The sequence below is a fragment of the Pedobacter miscanthi genome (assembly GCF_003315595.1).
Classification (GTDB): Bacteria; Bacteroidota; Bacteroidia; order Sphingobacteriales; family Sphingobacteriaceae; genus Pedobacter; species Pedobacter miscanthi.
Genome location: NZ_QNQU01000022.1, coordinates 53,617 through 70,140 on the forward strand (window position 1 = coordinate 53,617; position 16,524 = coordinate 70,140).

A 16,524-nucleotide genomic window follows, 5' to 3' on the forward strand; every position below is an offset into this window, starting at 1 on the left:
TATGATTTGTATGTAATTAGATACGTTTTGAGTGTTGCTTGATATAAATTCAATCTTCTTTGATTTGTAATTAATTAAATGCCTTTTTTAATATTAGAATGCAAAACCTGCAAGTTCTAAATTGATATAAATTAGTAATAAAAATAAATAAATGATAAAATGAATAAGAAATCTAACCAATCTTTTAACCGCTCTAAAATCCTTACTTTAATATGCACATTGCTTTTTTTTGGGAATGTTTTCGGGAACGTTCCCGAAAAAAATTTGAAGTCGCCGGATGGCAATCTGGTGGCCACTTTTGCTTTGGCTGAAGGGGGAGCACCTACCTATAGTTTAAAGTACAAAGGAAAAGATGTTATTAAAACCAGTAAGCTGGGGCTTGAACTTAAAGAAGGTAAATCGTTACTGGATGGTTTCGATATTACCGATACCAAAACCAGCACTTTTAACGAGACCTGGAAACCGGTTTGGGGCGAGGTAAAAGAAATTGTAAACCACTATAACGAACTGGCCGTAACCTTAACACAAAAAGAAACCAGCCGTTACATTATTGTGCGTTTGCGTTTATTTAATGATGGGTTAGGCTTCAGATATGAATTCCCCGAACAGAAAAATTTAGACTATTTTGTAATTAAAGAGGAAAGAACACAGTTTGCACTGGCTGGCGATCATAAGGCATTCTGGCTTCCGGGCGATTACGATACACAGGAGTACAGCACGGTAACTTCAAATTTATCAGAGGTTAGGGGTAAAATGAAAGCTGCGGTAACGCCAAATGCCTCGCAAACTACTTTTTCTCCAACAGGTTTACAAACACCTTTGATGATGAAGAGTAAAGATGGTTTATATATTAATATCCACGAAGCCGCTTTGATCAATTATTCTTTGATGTCGTTAAATCTCGATGATAAGAATATGGTTTTAGAATCGTGGTTAACACCCGATGCCGTAGGCGATAAAGGTTATATGCAGGCACCTTGTTTATCTCCGTGGCGTACCATTATTGTGAGTGATAAAGCAGCCGATATTTTAACCTCGAAACTTACCTACAACCTTAACGAACCAACAAAATTTAAGGATGTATCGTGGATAAAACCAACCAAATATGTGGGTGTTTGGTGGGAAATGATCACCGGAAAAAGTACCTGGGCTTACAACGATTTAACCAGTGTACAATTGGGTGTAACCGATTATGCCAAAACTAAACCTAATGGAAAACATGCTGCGAATACGGCCCATGTAAAAGAATATATTGATTTTGCTGCTAAAAACGGACTCGATGCGGTTTTGGTAGAAGGCTGGAACGAAGGTTGGGAAGATTGGTTTGGTAAAACGAAAGATTATGTTTTTGATTTTGTAACACCATACCCTGATTTTGACGTGAAAGAACTGCACCGTTACGCAGCAAGTAAAGGCATTAAAATGATTATGCACCATGAAACTTCATCTTCGGTACGCAACTATGAGCGCCATTTAGATACGGCTTATAAATTTATGAAAGCCAATGGTTACGATGCGGTGAAAAGCGGTTATGTGGGCAATATGATTCCAAGGGGCGAGCACCATTACGGTCAGTGGTTAAACAACCATTACCTGTATGCCATTCAAAAAGCAGCTGAATATAAAATTATGGTAAATGCGCATGAAGCTGTTCGCCCTACTGGTTTGGCACGTACTTATCCGAACCTGATCGGAAACGAATCGGCCAGGGGAACGGAATATGAAGCCTTTGGTGGTAACAATGCCGATCATACCACCATTTTACCATTTACACGTTTAATCGGCGGACCAATGGATTATACTCCCGGTATCTTCGAAACCAAAGTAAGCGCTTATAATCCCGAAAATACTTCTTTTGTTCACAGTACACTGGCCCGTCAGCTGGCGCTTTATGTTACCATGTATAGTCCGCTGCAAATGGCTGCCGATTTACCCGAAACTTATAACAAATACATGGACGCTTTCCAGTTTATTAAGGATGTGGCGGTAGATTGGGACGATACCAAAGTTTTAGAGGCAGAACCTGGTGATTACATCACTTTTGCACGTAAAGCTAAAGGAAAAAACAACTGGTTTGTTGGCCGTACCAATGATGAGGAAGCACGCACTTCTAAAATAGATTTCAGTTTCCTCGATCCGGGTAAAAAATATACCGCAACCATTTATGCTGATTCAAAGGATGCTCATTATGAAACCAATCCGAAAGCTTATACCATCCGTAAAATGGAAGTAACCAATAAAACGAAATTAACGCAATATTGTGCACCGGGTGGGGGATATGCGATAAGCATTATGGCAAAATAAATCTCGTGGCGTCAGTTGTTTCCAACTTCTCTACTCGTAGCGTCCCGCTACGACTTTTTCATTGTTTTTTTGCCACAGATGGACACAGATAAACACGGATAATATATCTCTATCTGTGTTTATCCTTTTTATCTGTGGTTAAATGATTTTGTGGCTCATCTATTTTATAATATCTTAGCAATACCGTTAAACCAAGCAAAATACCATTATGCCAAAGACCAAAAACCATATCGAACTTCAATTTTTAAGCGAACCTTCTGATGTTAATTACGGTGGCAAAGTACATGGTGGTATGATGATGAAATGGATTGATCAGGCTGCTTTTGCCTGTGCGTTGCAATGGAGCCAGAGTTATTGCGTAACCGTGTACGTTGGCGGTATCCGCTTTTTCCATCCGGTACATATCGGTCATTTGGTTAAAATGGAAGCCAGGATTATTTACACCGGTAAAACCAGCATGCATATTGCGGTTGATGCCTTTTCCAAACCCGTAGGTAAAGGCGATTTTGTTAAAAACACACACTGTATCATCGTTTTTGTAGCAGTTGATGATAACGGACAACCTCAACCAATCCCCGTTTTTAAACCCAAAACAGAAAAAGAAATCGCCATGCATGGCTATGCCATTAAACTGATGGAACTGCGTAAAAGTATTGATAAGGAAATGGAACCTTATGTAGAGCGCTAAGCGGGTAGCGGATGAGGGCTAATTGTTTCCTTCGACTACGCTCAGGATTACAAAAATGGTTAACTGGTTAACTGAAGAACATGTTCATTGGTCATTGGTCATTGGTCATTGGTTCATTGTTCATTGGTCATTAGTTCATTGGTTTACCCCTTATCCATTTTCATCAAACATCATCCATTTCCCTAAGCCACAACCGGCAAACTAAAACAGAATTTACTGCCTTCACCAATGGCACTAACTACCCATATTTTTCCCTGTTCTGCTTCGATAAAATCTTTTGAAATGGCCAAGCCCAAACCTGATCCCGATTTATTCTGTCCGTCTGTAGGTACCTGAAAATACCTGTCGAATAAACGTTTCTGGTATTTTTCGTCGATTCCCTTTCCAAAATCCTGCACCGAAAACTCGATGAACTGGTCTTTTTGTAAAACATCGATCACCACTTTCGATTTTTCTGAACTGTAACGCAGCGCATTCGATAAAAAGTTAACCAGTACCCAGGCTGTTTTTTGAATATCGGCATTTACATTTGGGAGGTTTTGATCGCAGTTCAATTCGAGATTGATGGATTTTTGTTCTGCCTGAAATTTAACCGCATCTATGGCATATTGTACAATATCCTCAGGTTTGGTTAGGGCAAAAGTGAGTTTTAAATTGCCGGTTTCTACCTGGGAAAGATCGAGCAGCTCACTGGTGATTTTTAAAAGCCTGTCGCTATCTTCTTTAATATGGTTCAGCAGTTCGTGCTGTTCTTCGTTCATAGCACCCACGCGTTCATCGTTAAGCAGTTTTAGACTCATTTTGATAGATGATAGGGGTGTTTTTAACTCATGCGAAACCGTAGCGATAAAATTGGTTTTAGCCTCATCCAGTTCTTTAAACTGGGTAATGTTTTTCAGGATATAAACACTGCCTGCCGATTTTGACGAGGCAATTAAAGTTTTTTCTTCCTGCTCCTCGTAGTTCGGGATAATAATTTCACGGTTTTCTAAAAGGAAATAAGATTCCTTTTCATCGGCATAGATTTTTAACGTATTATCATCCGTTTCGGGTTTGATTATGCGTTTTAGGAGTTCGTTTTTCTGCATCAGTTCCGCAACATTTTGTCCAATTACCTTATCTTCATCCAGGTTCATTAATTTTGCAGCCAGGTGGTTTAAAAATAACACTTCGCCTTTTTCATTTAAACCGATAATAGCATCCTGCATTTGCGCAATAATGGCTTCAATACGCGATTTCTCAGACTTGATTTTTGATAAATTGCTGTTTTCCCATTCGTTTAATTTAACCACCATGCCGTTAAACGAGTCAGCCAGTTCGGTAAATTCATCACCATTTTCAAAATGCAGGCGTTGTTTATAATTCTTCCGGCTGATTTGTTTAATGGCAGCGCTGAATTCGGCCAGTGGATTGGCCACAAAACCCGGAAAGTTGACAATAAAAGTAAACAGGATGATAAAGCTCAGGGTGGCAGCAATCATAATGTACAGGTTTGCCCTCGATGAAGCCTGATTGGCCAGTTCGTTTTTATCGTAAATGGCCTTCATATTTACCTGTTCGATATTTTGAAGGGCTATGCGTAAATCCTTAATGTTATTTTCTTTGATGAATGCAGATTGCGGCTTGTTTAGCATGTTAAATGCCGATTCCAGTTTTTGAAAGGCCGCTTTTTCACCCGGTTCGGTGATATTTTTGCTCTCGTTATTTAAGTTTTCGGTAAATATAGTCTGTTGCTGACTTTTTAACGGAAACTGGTTCTGGTCAATGATATTGCGCATCGCTGCAACATATTTCAGCGATTTGTAGTTGTCTTTAAGAATCACTTTCGATTTATCGGATAGCTCGTTCAGATAGAATAGCGCAATTAACCCGAAGGATAAAACGATTATAAAGAGAAACCCGAATCCGAGGCGGAGTTTGGTTTTAATTTTCATGGTTGTATATTTTTTTCTCCCCTTTTTGTGGTAAAAATAGGTTTTAATTAAATCTTTCCTGATGAACTAATTTACATAACAAAGGTTAAATAAATTAGCGTCACATCAGGTTGTTGCCAAATGTGATGCCAATGAATGATATTGTATTTTAAATTATTGTTTTTGAATTAGATACGATTTTTTGCTGCTTTTTGGTACAAATAAACCTTTTCATTTTGGAAGGGTTTTTCCCATTTTGAAATATTGCTTTTGGAGGTTTAATTAATGTTTTCCTTTAATAAAGGGGGGGCGTAGCGTCTGGCTTCATGCCTGACGCAAGAAGTAGTCTCGTCTTTTTGAAAGCAGATCTTGTAGCGTTTGAATGTTTAAATCACCAAACGTTCCTACGGAACGAAAACGCCAATTTTACAATTGGCTACCCATGAATCGTTCCTACGGAACGACCTTGGGCGTCAGGCTTCACGCCGGACTAATAAAGGTTTTTTTCTTTTTTGGAAAGCAGGTTCGGTGCATTTGGGTTGGAGCATTCCCGCTGTACGCTTTATCCCGATGAATCCCAATGTGAAATCGGGAGGGACCGCTGCCATCGGGTTTATGTGGCGCGGCCAGTAGATATATGAACGTTTAAAATACCAAACGTTCCTACGGAACGAAAACGCCAATTTTGCAATTGGCTACCCATGAATCGTTCCTACGGAACGGCATTGGGCGTCAGGCATTGATAAACACTATTTACCGACTGCTAGTCCATATTCTCAAGAAACGAAAAGTCTGTCTGGCCATTTAGGCAGGGATGCACATAGATATAAATCTGTGTTTATCTGTGCGCATCTGTGGTTAAAATTTTTAACCCATGAATCGTTCCTACGGAACGGCATGCGACCTTTAAAATGCAAAAAAAGTATTTGTTAAAAACTGATAAACTTTTCGATCTGTTCGCTGGTAAATTTTATCGTATCGGGATGGGTAAAATTGCCTTCGGCATCTAGTTCGCTCTTGATATTAGGAATATGAAGGCGCAGTGGTAAAATATTGAGGTGAATGTAGTGGCAAACACCCGTAAAATGATCAACGCCACGGATATTACCATATTTACCCGAAGAAATGCCCACCAAAGCGGCTTTTTTATCATAAAAGCTATCGGGAAAATTACAGGCATCTATCAATACTTTTAAAACGCCGGGGTAACTGCCATTGTATTCGGGCATGATGAATAAAAACTTTTCGGTTTTGTAAATCATATCCTGGATTTCCTGAAAAGCCTCCGATCTTTTGCCGTACATATCAGTATTCAGCACATCAACAGGCAGGTGTTCCAAACTGAACAGATGGGTATCAATACTTTTATCTTTTAACTGCCTTTGGTAATATTTGGCAACTTTTAGCGTATTGCTATTGGGCCTGTTGGTTGCGGCTATAATTGTGATCATGTACAAATTGTTAATAAGATGTGTAAAACCCAAATGCGCTTCTTGCTAAAATTGCCATATAGTTTGTATCTTAGCTGATTGTGAAAAAGGCCGTAAACAAGGCAAAAATAGAACTTTTTAACAATTTTAACGCATAAATAACACAGCCCAAATAAACGTTTAGTAAATTTCGGATACATACGATGAGCAAAATTATTGCATTAGCAAATCAAAAAGGTGGTGTTGGTAAAACAACTTCATCTATAAACCTGGCTGCGAGTTTGGCCGTACTAGAATACAAAACTTTACTGGTAGATGCTGATCCTCAGGCAAATTCGACTTCAGGTATCGGTTTCGATCCCCGGAATATTAAAGATAGTATTTACGAGTGTATCATTAATGATATTGATCCATTACAGGCGATACAAAAAACGGATACACCTAATTTAGATTTACTGCCTGCCCACATTGATCTGGTTGGTGCGGAGATTGAGATGATTAACCTGAACAACCGCGAGTATAAAATGAAAGCGGTTTTGGAGAAAATAAAAGATCAGTACGATTTTATCATTATCGATTGTTCTCCATCACTGGGTTTAATTACCATCAATGCTTTAACCGCTGCCGATTCGGTTATTATCCCGGTACAATGCGAGTATTTCGCTTTAGAAGGTTTAGGTAAGTTATTGAATACCATTAAAATTGTACAGAACCGTTTAAATCCCGATCTGGAAATTGAAGGCATTTTGTTAACCATGTACGATGTTCGTTTACGTTTATCTAACCAGGTGGTAGAAGAAGTGAAAACACACTTTAACGAACTGGTTTTTGATACCATTATACAGCGTAATACCCGTTTAAGTGAAGCACCCAGCTACGGCGTTTCGGTAATTATGCACGATGCCAACTGTAAAGGGGCCATAAACTACCTTAACCTTGCCCGCGAAATTGTAAAGAAAAATGGCCTGTTAAAGGAGGAAGAAAACATTGGAACAGCAACTTTATAAATTATAAATGACATCTTTTCAGCGAAAAACAGGTTTAGGAAGAGGGTTAAGTGCGCTTTTAGATGATAGCGAGTCTTCTCATCCGCCGAAACAGCAGGGTAATGCTGTAAGCGAAACCGAGCAGATTGGCAATATCAGTCACGTAAGTTTAACTGAAGTTGAAACCAATCCATACCAGCCACGTACCGAGTTTGATCAGGTAGCCTTAAATGAGCTGGCCGATTCGATAAAAGTGCAGGGCCTGATCCAGCCGATTACGGTTAGGAAACTGGGAGCCAATAAATACCAGCTGATTTCGGGCGAACGCAGATTCAGGGCTTCGAAACTGGCCGGTTTAACGCAGATTCCTGCTTATATCCGCAGTGCCAACGATCAGCAAATGCTCGAAATGGCATTGATCGAGAACATTCAGCGCGAAAATTTAAATGCCATTGAGGTAGCCTTGAGTTTTCAGCGGATGATTGATGAAGTAGGTTTAAAACAGGAGCAGTTGGGCGAACGGGTAGGTAAAAACCGTACTACCGTTACCAATTACCTACGTTTGTTAAAACTTCCGCCAGCTATACAGGCTTCTATCCGCGACCAAAAAATCAGTATGGGCCATGCAAGGGCTTTGATCAATGTTGATGGTGTAGATAAGCAGTTATACATTCACCAGGAAATTCTTGATAAAAACCTTTCGGTACGTAAAGTAGAAGAAATTGTGCGCAACCTGCAGCATGTTCCGGTACCTGCAAGCGAGAAACAAAAAGAAAGAGCGGTATCTTTCCAATATCAGAAACTACAGGACGATCTGGCCTCTAAATTTGCCACCCGTGTAAAGTTAAAGGTAGCACAGAATGGTAAAGGGGCAATCGAAATCCCTTTTATGAGCGATGACGACCTAAACAGGATTTTAGAGTTATTAGACTGGTAATGCGGAGGACTAAACTTTTAATACTGGTTGCTGCATTTACATTTTTTATTGTAAACCTTGCCTCGGCGCAGGTTAAGGATTCGGTATTAAAAAAAGTCACCGATACCTCGAAAATTAAACTGGATAAGCCTTTAGATACGGCCGCCAAAAAACCTTTAACCAGAAAGGATTCTTTAAAAGCTAAATACGTAAATCCGGGTAAGGTTGCCGGCAGAAAAGCCGTTTTCAGATCGATGCTTATTCCCGGTTGGGGCCAATTGTATAATATCCAGCTATTGAGTGATGGTTATGGAACAAGGGCCGGCAAGAGCCAGGTTTTCCAGAAGTTATACACCGGAGGTAAAATTGCCGCCATTTATGGTGGCGCCACAGCGCTTACCCTATCCCTTATGGATAGCCGAAAAAATTATAAACGCTTTTTGGCGGAGGCACAGTATCGTGAAGCGAATCCGTCGGGCAAAGATGGGGATCCGGGTTTAAAGCAATATACCAACCAGGGGATATTGGATGGAAAAAGTTTATACAAGCGGAATTCGCAGATTGTATATTTTTCTTACGGTTTGCTTTATGCTGCCAACATTATCGATGCGTATGTGGCTGCACGGCTGCATTTTTTCAATATCGACGATAATCTTTCTTTTAAGGTAACACCATCGGTAATCGGTTCAGATACCATGTACGGTTTCAACGCTACACCTGCATTAAAATTCTCCCTTACTTTTTAATGTAACGATTTATAAATGATTTTTCCTGATGAATATGAAATCTTAATCGTTTTATTACCTTTAAAGCATTAAAAGTATTTGTATACAATCAATCAGTAATAAAAAGAAAATAAATATAAAAAAATGAAAATTGCGCTTTTAGGTTATGGCAAAATGGGGCAGATTATTGAAAAATTTGCACTTGAACGCGGTCACGAAATCGTTTTAAAAATCACAATCGATAATCAGGAAGATTTAACCAGGCAAAATTTAAAATCGGCAGATGTCGCCATCGATTTCAGTACACCGGATTCGGTAATGAAAAATATCGATGCCTGTTTCGATGCCAATGTTCCGGTTGTAGTGGGTACCACCGGTTGGTATGGCAAACTGCAGGAAGTTAAAGACGATTGTAATAACAGTAACAATACCTTACTTTATGGGTCTAACTTCAGTATCGGCGTTAATTTATTCTTCAAACTCAACCAGACTTTGGCCAAACTGATGAATAATTACCCGGCTTACGAAGTCCAGGTAGAAGAAATACACCATACCCAAAAGCTTGATGCGCCAAGTGGTACAGCCATTACGCTGGCCGAAGGTATTGTAGATAATCTGGAAAGAAAAAATGAGTGGTTAAATGAGGTGGTTGGAACCGATGTTGAATTGTTTCCGAAAGCCGAACAGTTGCTGATCGAATCGCACAGGATCGAAAACATCCCGGGTACACATACTGTGATTTACAGCAGTGAGGTAGACGAAATTGAAATTAAACACACCGCACACAACAGGGCAGGTTTTGCCTTGGGTGCAGTTGTAGCAGCAGAATGGGTGAAAGATAAAAAAGGATTTTTCAGTATTACTGATATTTTTGAGTAGTGAACAGTTTTCAGTGGGCAGTTAACCGATTAACCCCCTGAGTGGAGTCGAAGGGTAAACAATTAACCAATTAGCAAACAGAAGGGGTAACCGATTAAGTTGATCGCGGACCAAAATTAAGATATATGAATTACAAATTCTGGCAGAGAAAAAAGGATGCCACCAAAAAGAAAAAATCAAAAACCCGCGAGTGGGTAGATGCTATTGTTTTCGCAGTTGTTGCCGCAACCATTATCCGCGTTTTCTTTATAGAGGCGTATACCATTCCATCTGGTTCGATGGAAAGATCGTTGTTGATTGGCGATTTTCTTTTTGTAAGCAAGGTAAACTATGGCGCACGTATCCCGATGACGCCTGTTGCTTTTCCGTTTGCACACCACACCATGCCCTTAACTACTTCTACAAAGGCTTACTGGGATGGCGTACAATGGAAATATCACCGTTTACCGGGTTTATCTAAAATCAAAAGAAATGATGTAGTGGTGTTCAACTTTCCTGAAGGAGATACCGTTGCGGTAGAAAACCAGGCAGAAAGTTATTATGCACTGGAGCGCAGCCTTGGCCGTGAGCAGGTGAGGAGTACCTTTACCATTGTCGACCGTCCGGTTGATAAACGCGAAAACTTTATCAAACGCTGTATTGGTATCCCGGGAGATGTAATTTCGATGAGTAATGGTGTTGCCAATGTGAACGGTAAAAACGAGCCTTTAAAAAACACAGGTATGATGCCTTACCGCATTGTGTTTAAAACCATGGATTTTAACTATGCTGCGCTTGATGAATTTAAGCTAAACCTGGGTACGAATCCGCCAGTTGCAGCAAACACCTATGATGTAGATGCTTCGCCAGAAATTGCAGAAAAGCTAAAAACCTTCGATTTTGTTAAATCGGTTACCTTAAGTCCGGATGCACCAGGGGCGGTACCTGGAGGGGTTTTTCCTAACGATCCGAACAGGGTATGGAACAGGGATAACTTTGGACCAATCAAAATTCCTTCTAAAGGATGGACAGTTAAGATTGACAGTACCACTATGCCACTTTATTACAGGGCTATAAGAACCTACGAAGGAAACAAAGTAGAACAAAAAGCTGGTGTTTGGTATATTAATGATAAAGTAGCTACCACTTACACTTTTAAAATGGACTATTACTGGATGATGGGTGATAACCGCCATAACTCTGCCGATTCGCGCTATTGGGGCTTTGTACCCGAAGACCATATCGTGGGTAAAGCCTTATTTGTTTGGATGAGCTGGGACAGTACGGCCTCTTTCTTACATAAAATAAGATGGAGCAGATTGTTTATGGGGATACATTAATCTGTATAAAAATATTATTTATCCAGGCCTGCGTTTATGCAGGCCTTTTTTTGTGCAAAAAACACCTTTTTAAAAAAATTAAAAAGATTTGCAAAGTTTATATTTATTTTTCATAAGTTTGTTATGTCAGCAGTAGGTAAAAAAAATGTAAAAATCTAACCGTACAACTTTTATCCCTGTAGGCAAAATGGTTTCAGTTTTTCCATGGCCGTATAATCCTCATGCAAAATCCGGATTGATGATCAAATAATACTGGTAAAGTAACTAATCAATTATCTAACCATTACCAAACAAATTATGAAAAAAAATTACTTAACCAGCTTAAGTATCTTGTTGTTATGTATGGCAACAATTTCTGCTTTTGCACAAAAAACCGTTTCTGGTACGGTAAAGGATCCAGATGGTAATCCTATTCCCAGTGTGAGTGTCAGGGAAAAAGGAACACAAAATGGAACTTCAACCAGCCCAGACGGTTCTTTCCGTTTAACGGTAAAAAATGGTGCTATTATTATTCTGCAATCGGTAGGCTTTAAAACTCAGGAAATTTCGTCTGATAGAAACCTTACAACCATTGTATTGTTGGAAGATCAACAGGCACTAAAAGAAGTTGTGGTAACGGGACTTGGGGTTAAACAAGAAAAGAGATCGTTGGGATATTCGGTATCAAGTATTAAAACTGAAGACTTAGCTAACGATGGATCTCCATTAAACAGTTTGAGTGCTCTTTATGGTCAGGCACCAGGTTTACGTTTAAATGCAACTGCATTAGGCCCATCAGGCGGAATGAACGTGAATATCCGTAATACTGTTGCGCTTTTTTCAGGCTCCAATATCAGACCCCTTTTTGTTATCGATGGTGTGCCGATGTTAGATGGTCCAACAGATATTAATAGAAGCACCGGAAATGGACTTAACGATTTGAACATGAATGATGTAGAGTCGTTTGAGGTATTAAAGGGTGCAAAAGCTGCTTTGCTTTATGGTTCGGATGGCGCGAACGGTGTAATTTTAATCACCACTAAATCCGGAAGCAAGAAAAAGGGATTGGGTATTGAGGCTAACTACAGTCGCTCTATTGACAACCCATGGGTGATGCAAAAATTTCAGAACGAATTTGGTTCTGGTTTTCCAGCGGCTTGGAGCAATCCAGGTGTGGTAGATGCCCAGGGCTTTTATTTAAGAAACGGCCAACAGGCATATTATCCCACAAATTACAACTTCGGACCACGGTTAGATGGGCGTGAAATTCTTTGGTATGATAATGTTAAAAGACCATATGTTGCTCAGCCTGATAATATCAAGGCATTATATCAGGATGGTTTTACCGGTAATACCAATGTATCTGTTCAGGGAGGCGGCCCTCAAGGTGGTTTTAGGGTTTCTTATACGAATAACGATTATAAAGGTATTTTTAAGGGATACACTCTTCAGGAAAACAAATTCCTTTTTAACGGTAATATGAATATTACAGATCAGGTTAAATTCAAATTAACAAGTACTTATGTTAATAGTTTTAGTCATAATTCGCCGGCAACCAACCAGGATGCATTTGTAACTTATGGAATTCCGAGACAATTGGATGTTGCAAGGTTAGAGCAGGAGCAGATTGTTGACCCAGAAACTGGCTATTTTTGGTGGTATGTTCAAAACAGGCAGGCTCAGAACCCAACCGGAGGTATCGTGAGAGACGGTCTAGCCAGAAATTATTTCTGGAATCAAACCCAAAATAGCTATAACAATACACGCGATCATTACATTAACTCAGCTACACTTACGGTAAATTTCTTACCCAACCTGTATCTGGAAACACTTGGAGGTTTCGATTTAATTACTAATAGGGGCGAAACAGGCGAAAAGCTCACCCGTCCGCTAACCGATGGAACAGGTGGTTATTATGGTCTTTCAAACTCAAGGGAAGTAAGATATAACGGTCAGTCGTTATTGCACTTCGACAATAAAATCGGTAAAGATTTTCAATTGAACACCTTTGTGGGTGGTATTATCCAACGTTATACATTTGACAATATGTCGAGAAATACTAACGGTGGATTTATTACACGCGATTGGTTCTCATTAAATAACTCTGTAAATAATCAGTTAATTAGCAACTCCTCAAGAAACTCAACCCGGTTGTACGCGGTTGTAGGTTCGGCACAGTTGGCTTATAAAAATTGGCTATATTTTGATGTGCAGGCCCGAAACGACTGGGCATCGCAATTGCCTCCAAAAAACAACTCTTATTTTTATCCAGGTGCAAGTACATCTTTTATTTATACAGATGCCTTTAAATTACCTAAATGGATATCGTACGGAAAGTTTAGGGTTTCTTTGGCTGATGTGGGTAGACCAGGAACCGCTTATTTTGCCAATACTACTTATGGTATAGGTAATTATGGTTCGGTTATTTATTACACACCACCATCTGATCTGCCACCTTTGGATTTAAAAAATGAGCGTAAACGCGAACTGGAGTTTGGTTTAGAAAACAGATTTTTAAACAACAGACTAGGTTTTGAATTTAACGTATTTTTTGCAAAAATGTACGATCAGATTATGCCACTTACCGTTGCGCCATCATCAGGTGTAAACTCGATACGTGTAAATGCAGGTCAGATCAACAATACTGGTTTTGAGTTAAACGTTTATGGAACACCTATTCAAACCGAAAACTTTAAATGGAATGTGGTATTTAATGCATCGCAATCTAAACCAAAAATAATTAAACTGGCAGGTGGAGTTAAACAGCAGGATGTTGGCGGCGGTTCTGGCGCCTTGGTTACGGCAAGAGAAGGAGAGCCTTATGGACAAATTGTGGTTAGCGATTATGTACGTGATGCAAACGGTAATTTAGTTGTGGGGGCTGATGGATTTTATACAACAGATGCAACCAAACCTGTTGTTGTAGGTAATGTAATTCCAAAGGCAGTGGGTGGTTTAAACAACAGTTTAAATTATAAAGGCTTGATCTTGGATTTCAATATCGATTTTTCATTCGGAAGCAAATTGATCTCGCAAACCAATATGTACATGATCGGTAACGGATCGGCAGAAAGTACTGTATTTGGAAGGGATGAGAAAAGTGGTGGCTTACCATATTATATCAATAATAATGGTGATTTTGTTGGCTTACCTAGTCACAGTTCAGGTGTACCTGCTGATTCACGCTATCCATTTATTATGCATAACGGTCTTGTACTTCCAGGTGTTAAGGCCAACGGGCAACCAAATGATGTAATTATTACGGCAGAAGATAAGTATTCATATTACTGGAGAAGTTTTATGGATATTCAACCGGATGTAGTATATAAAAATGATTACATCAAATTAAGGAATGTAAGTATTGCCTATACATTGCCTACCAAGTGGGTGAATAAAATGAAACTTCAACGGATCACCTTATCTGCATTTGCAAATAACCTGGCTTATCTATATAAAACAATGCCTAACGTAGATGCCGAAGCATTAAACGGAACAAATGTTTACTTTGAAAATAACGCTTGGCCAGCTATCAGAAGCTACGGTATGAGCATAAAAGCGGTATTTTAATCAATTATGATCATGAAAAGATATTTTAATTCAATAAATAAAGTTGCTGCTCTTCTGTTTATGGTAGCAATAACAGGAACCTCATGCCAAAAAAGGCTGGAAAAAGATTTCTACAATCCTGATGGTTTTACCGATCCAACCATCGAAGGTTTTTATGCCGGAGCCCAGCAACAACTGGGGATTTTCCGTTATTCTTATGGTGAGTTTTATCATACCTTCAGAGCTTTTAATCCAATGCTAGGCAGTGGTGGTTTTGTTAATGATGGTGTAGCAAACACCTTTGGCTGGGGACATAGTCCGTATGGAGATATTTATGGTAAACTCAGGCCTATTAAATCACTCCAGGATCTGTATGTTACACTTCCCGAAAATCAGAAAACCGAATATCAGGTTTATCTGCAAACAAGTAATGTAATTAAAGATTACCTGTTCGCACAACTTACTGATGCCTGCGATGATGTTCCATATACAGATGCCATGATGGCATCAACAGGTGGATATTTTCCAAAGTTTGATAAGCAACAAACAATTTATTCGAGCCTGCTGGCCGACCTTAAATCAGTATCAGGGTTCCTTAAAACTTATACATTAAGCTCAAGCGCCATTCAGCAGAACTTTAAAAAGTTTGATATTTATTTCGCTGGGGATATCAATATGTGGAGGATATTTACAAATAGTTTGAGGATTAGATTGGCAATGAGGCTTACAAATGTTGATCCAGCTTTCGCGAAATCAGTTATCCAGGAAGTATTGGCAGATGGAGCTTACAGTAAGGATAGGGCATCATCAATTACTTTGGTAGATAAACAACAGGACAGAGCATTCGAATTTTTAATTAACCGTTCGATCCAGGAAACGCGTGATTTATTGTGGGCACCCGAAAATATGTTTAAGGTTTTACGTAAAACCGGACAGCCGGATGATCCACGATTACAAGTACTGTTTCAGCCAGACAAAGATGGTAATTATACCCCGATGCCAACCGAAGCTACTGCTGTTTCGGCTATCCGGTCTAGCATAACATCTACCGATCTGTCAAAAACGTTTCCATCTATGTACAATAGATCTTCTTTTGAACGTAATTTAGGGATGTTGTATATGGTGCTTACCTCAACAGAAGTTCATTTGTTGTTGGCCGAAGCAGGTTTACGTTGGCCAGATTTGGGCATTGATGTTGCCACTGAATATCAAACGGCTATCAGGCAATCGATAGATATTTATTATGAAAATAATGCATTGAATAAAGATGTTACTTATTCTGGTTTTATTGCTGCCTCAATGCCTGCTAAGCCATCAAGTGCTATTATTGATGCATTCATACTGGCGAAAACAGCTGAATTTACAACTGCTAATGATACAGAGAAGAAAGGTTTGATTTTTGATCAAAGGTATGTACACTTTAATATGCTAAAGCCGTACGAATTATGGTCGGATGTAAGAAGGTTGAAAAAGGAATTGGGCGATAGGGTAAATAAAGCACCAAGCAATGTGAAATTAATGGAGCGAACCATTTATCCAAGTAGCGAGGAAGTAAATAACAACGCAAACTTTCTACAGGTAAAAGCAAAAAACAATTATACAACCCCGGTTTGGTGGAGTGGAAGATAACCATAACCAGGACAATTGTAGCTTTTACAAACAATTTTAAATTGTAATTAAAATAAAAGCAAATGGCGAAAGCCATTTGCTTTTATTTTATAGATAAAATTTTGTGCGTGGTTTAGAGGCTAATATTTATTGCTTCCGATTAAATTCAGGATTAATAATCTTTTTAAAAAAAATAAAATAGATTTCCTTTCCTTTACGTTTTTAATAGAA

At 39.1% G+C, this 16,524-nt stretch carries 11 protein-coding genes; 9 read left to right on the forward strand and 2 right to left on the reverse strand.

Annotated features, from left to right (window positions below):
* The first annotated feature begins 159 nt into the window (after window positions 1-159).
* Both DRW42_RS21770 and DRW42_RS21775 read left to right on the forward strand, forming a co-directional pair.
* Window positions 160-2,304, forward strand: a complete 2,145-nt coding sequence (locus DRW42_RS21770) for a glycoside hydrolase family 97 protein (RefSeq protein ID WP_244215346.1) — start codon at window positions 160-162, stop codon at window positions 2,302-2,304.
* A gap of 208 nt (window positions 2,305-2,512) precedes the next feature.
* Complete coding sequence (locus DRW42_RS21775; protein WP_113950953.1) at window positions 2,513-2,992, forward strand: acyl-CoA thioesterase; 480 nt, start codon at window positions 2,513-2,515, stop codon at window positions 2,990-2,992.
* Between the two features lie 182 nt (window positions 2,993-3,174).
* On the opposite strand, the gene DRW42_RS21780 is transcribed toward DRW42_RS21775, so the two are convergent.
* Together DRW42_RS21780 and DRW42_RS21790 are read right to left on the reverse strand one after the other, a co-directional pair.
* Window positions 3,175-4,926, reverse strand: a complete 1,752-nt coding sequence (locus DRW42_RS21780; protein ID WP_113950955.1) for a HAMP domain-containing sensor histidine kinase — start codon at window positions 4,924-4,926, stop codon at window positions 3,175-3,177.
* 908 nt (window positions 4,927-5,834) lie between these two features.
* Window positions 5,835-6,356 carry an NADPH-dependent FMN reductase gene (locus tag DRW42_RS21790; RefSeq protein ID WP_113950962.1) on the reverse strand — a complete coding sequence of 174 codons (522 nt, stop codon included), beginning with the start codon at window positions 6,354-6,356 and terminating at the stop codon, window positions 5,835-5,837.
* Between the two features lie 182 nt (window positions 6,357-6,538).
* Between DRW42_RS21790 and DRW42_RS21795 the strand changes: the two genes are divergently transcribed.
* The 7 genes from DRW42_RS21795 (at window position 6,539) to DRW42_RS21825 (ending at window position 16,314) form a co-directional block, all read left to right on the forward strand.
* Complete coding sequence (locus tag DRW42_RS21795; RefSeq protein WP_113950964.1) at window positions 6,539-7,342, forward strand: ParA family protein; 804 nt, start codon at window positions 6,539-6,541, stop codon at window positions 7,340-7,342.
* Between the two features lie 7 nt (window positions 7,343-7,349).
* A complete protein-coding gene (locus DRW42_RS21800) occupies window positions 7,350-8,258 on the forward strand; it encodes a ParB/RepB/Spo0J family partition protein (protein ID WP_113950966.1) in 909 nt (302 codons plus the stop codon).
* Window positions 8,258-8,983 carry a DUF5683 domain-containing protein gene (locus DRW42_RS21805; RefSeq protein WP_113950967.1) on the forward strand — a complete coding sequence of 242 codons (726 nt, stop codon included), beginning with the start codon at window positions 8,258-8,260 and terminating at the stop codon, window positions 8,981-8,983. The genes DRW42_RS21800 and DRW42_RS21805 overlap by 1 nt, the downstream gene beginning before the upstream one ends.
* A gap of 123 nt (window positions 8,984-9,106) precedes the next feature.
* Entirely contained in the window at window positions 9,107-9,841 is a 735-nt protein-coding gene (gene dapB / locus DRW42_RS21810; protein ID WP_113950968.1) for a 4-hydroxy-tetrahydrodipicolinate reductase, read from the forward strand.
* A 125-nt stretch (window positions 9,842-9,966) separates the two neighbouring features.
* The gene (gene lepB, locus DRW42_RS21815; protein ID WP_113950969.1) at window positions 9,967-11,160 is read left to right on the forward strand and encodes a signal peptidase I; all 1,194 of its coding nucleotides are present in this window, start codon (window positions 9,967-9,969) and stop codon (window positions 11,158-11,160) included.
* Window positions 11,161-11,457: 297 nt separating this feature from the next.
* Window positions 11,458-14,706 (forward strand): SusC/RagA family TonB-linked outer membrane protein, encoded by a 3,249-nt coding sequence (locus tag DRW42_RS21820; RefSeq protein WP_113950971.1) that lies wholly within the window; start codon window positions 11,458-11,460, stop codon window positions 14,704-14,706.
* A 12-nt stretch (window positions 14,707-14,718) separates the two neighbouring features.
* Window positions 14,719-16,314 (forward strand): SusD/RagB family nutrient-binding outer membrane lipoprotein, encoded by a 1,596-nt coding sequence (locus tag DRW42_RS21825; protein WP_158544380.1) that lies wholly within the window; start codon window positions 14,719-14,721, stop codon window positions 16,312-16,314.
* Window positions 16,315-16,524: the final 210 nt, after the last annotated feature.

Bases quoted from the DNA above. Each gene is read 5' to 3' on its own strand.
- DRW42_RS21790 (WP_113950962.1), bottom strand. From the start codon at position 6,356: ATGATCACAATTATAGCCGCAACCAACAGGCCCAATAGCAATACGCTA.
- DRW42_RS21820 (WP_113950971.1), top strand. From the start codon at position 11,458: ATGAAAAAAAATTACTTAACCAGCTTAAGTATCTTGTTGTTATGTATG.
- DRW42_RS21775 (WP_113950953.1), top strand. From the start codon at position 2,513: ATGCCAAAGACCAAAAACCATATCGAACTTCAATTTTTAAGCGAACCT.
- DRW42_RS21770 (WP_244215346.1), top strand. From the start codon at position 160: ATGAATAAGAAATCTAACCAATCTTTTAACCGCTCTAAAATCCTTACT.
- DRW42_RS21780 (WP_113950955.1), bottom strand. From the start codon at position 4,926: ATGAAAATTAAAACCAAACTCCGCCTCGGATTCGGGTTTCTCTTTATA.
- DRW42_RS21800 (WP_113950966.1), top strand. From the start codon at position 7,350: ATGACATCTTTTCAGCGAAAAACAGGTTTAGGAAGAGGGTTAAGTGCG.
- lepB (WP_113950969.1), top strand. From the start codon at position 9,967: ATGAATTACAAATTCTGGCAGAGAAAAAAGGATGCCACCAAAAAGAAA.
- DRW42_RS21795 (WP_113950964.1), top strand. From the start codon at position 6,539: ATGAGCAAAATTATTGCATTAGCAAATCAAAAAGGTGGTGTTGGTAAA.
- DRW42_RS21805 (WP_113950967.1), top strand. From the start codon at position 8,258: ATGCGGAGGACTAAACTTTTAATACTGGTTGCTGCATTTACATTTTTT.
- dapB (WP_113950968.1), top strand. From the start codon at position 9,107: ATGAAAATTGCGCTTTTAGGTTATGGCAAAATGGGGCAGATTATTGAA.
- DRW42_RS21825 (WP_158544380.1), top strand. From the start codon at position 14,719: ATGAAAAGATATTTTAATTCAATAAATAAAGTTGCTGCTCTTCTGTTT.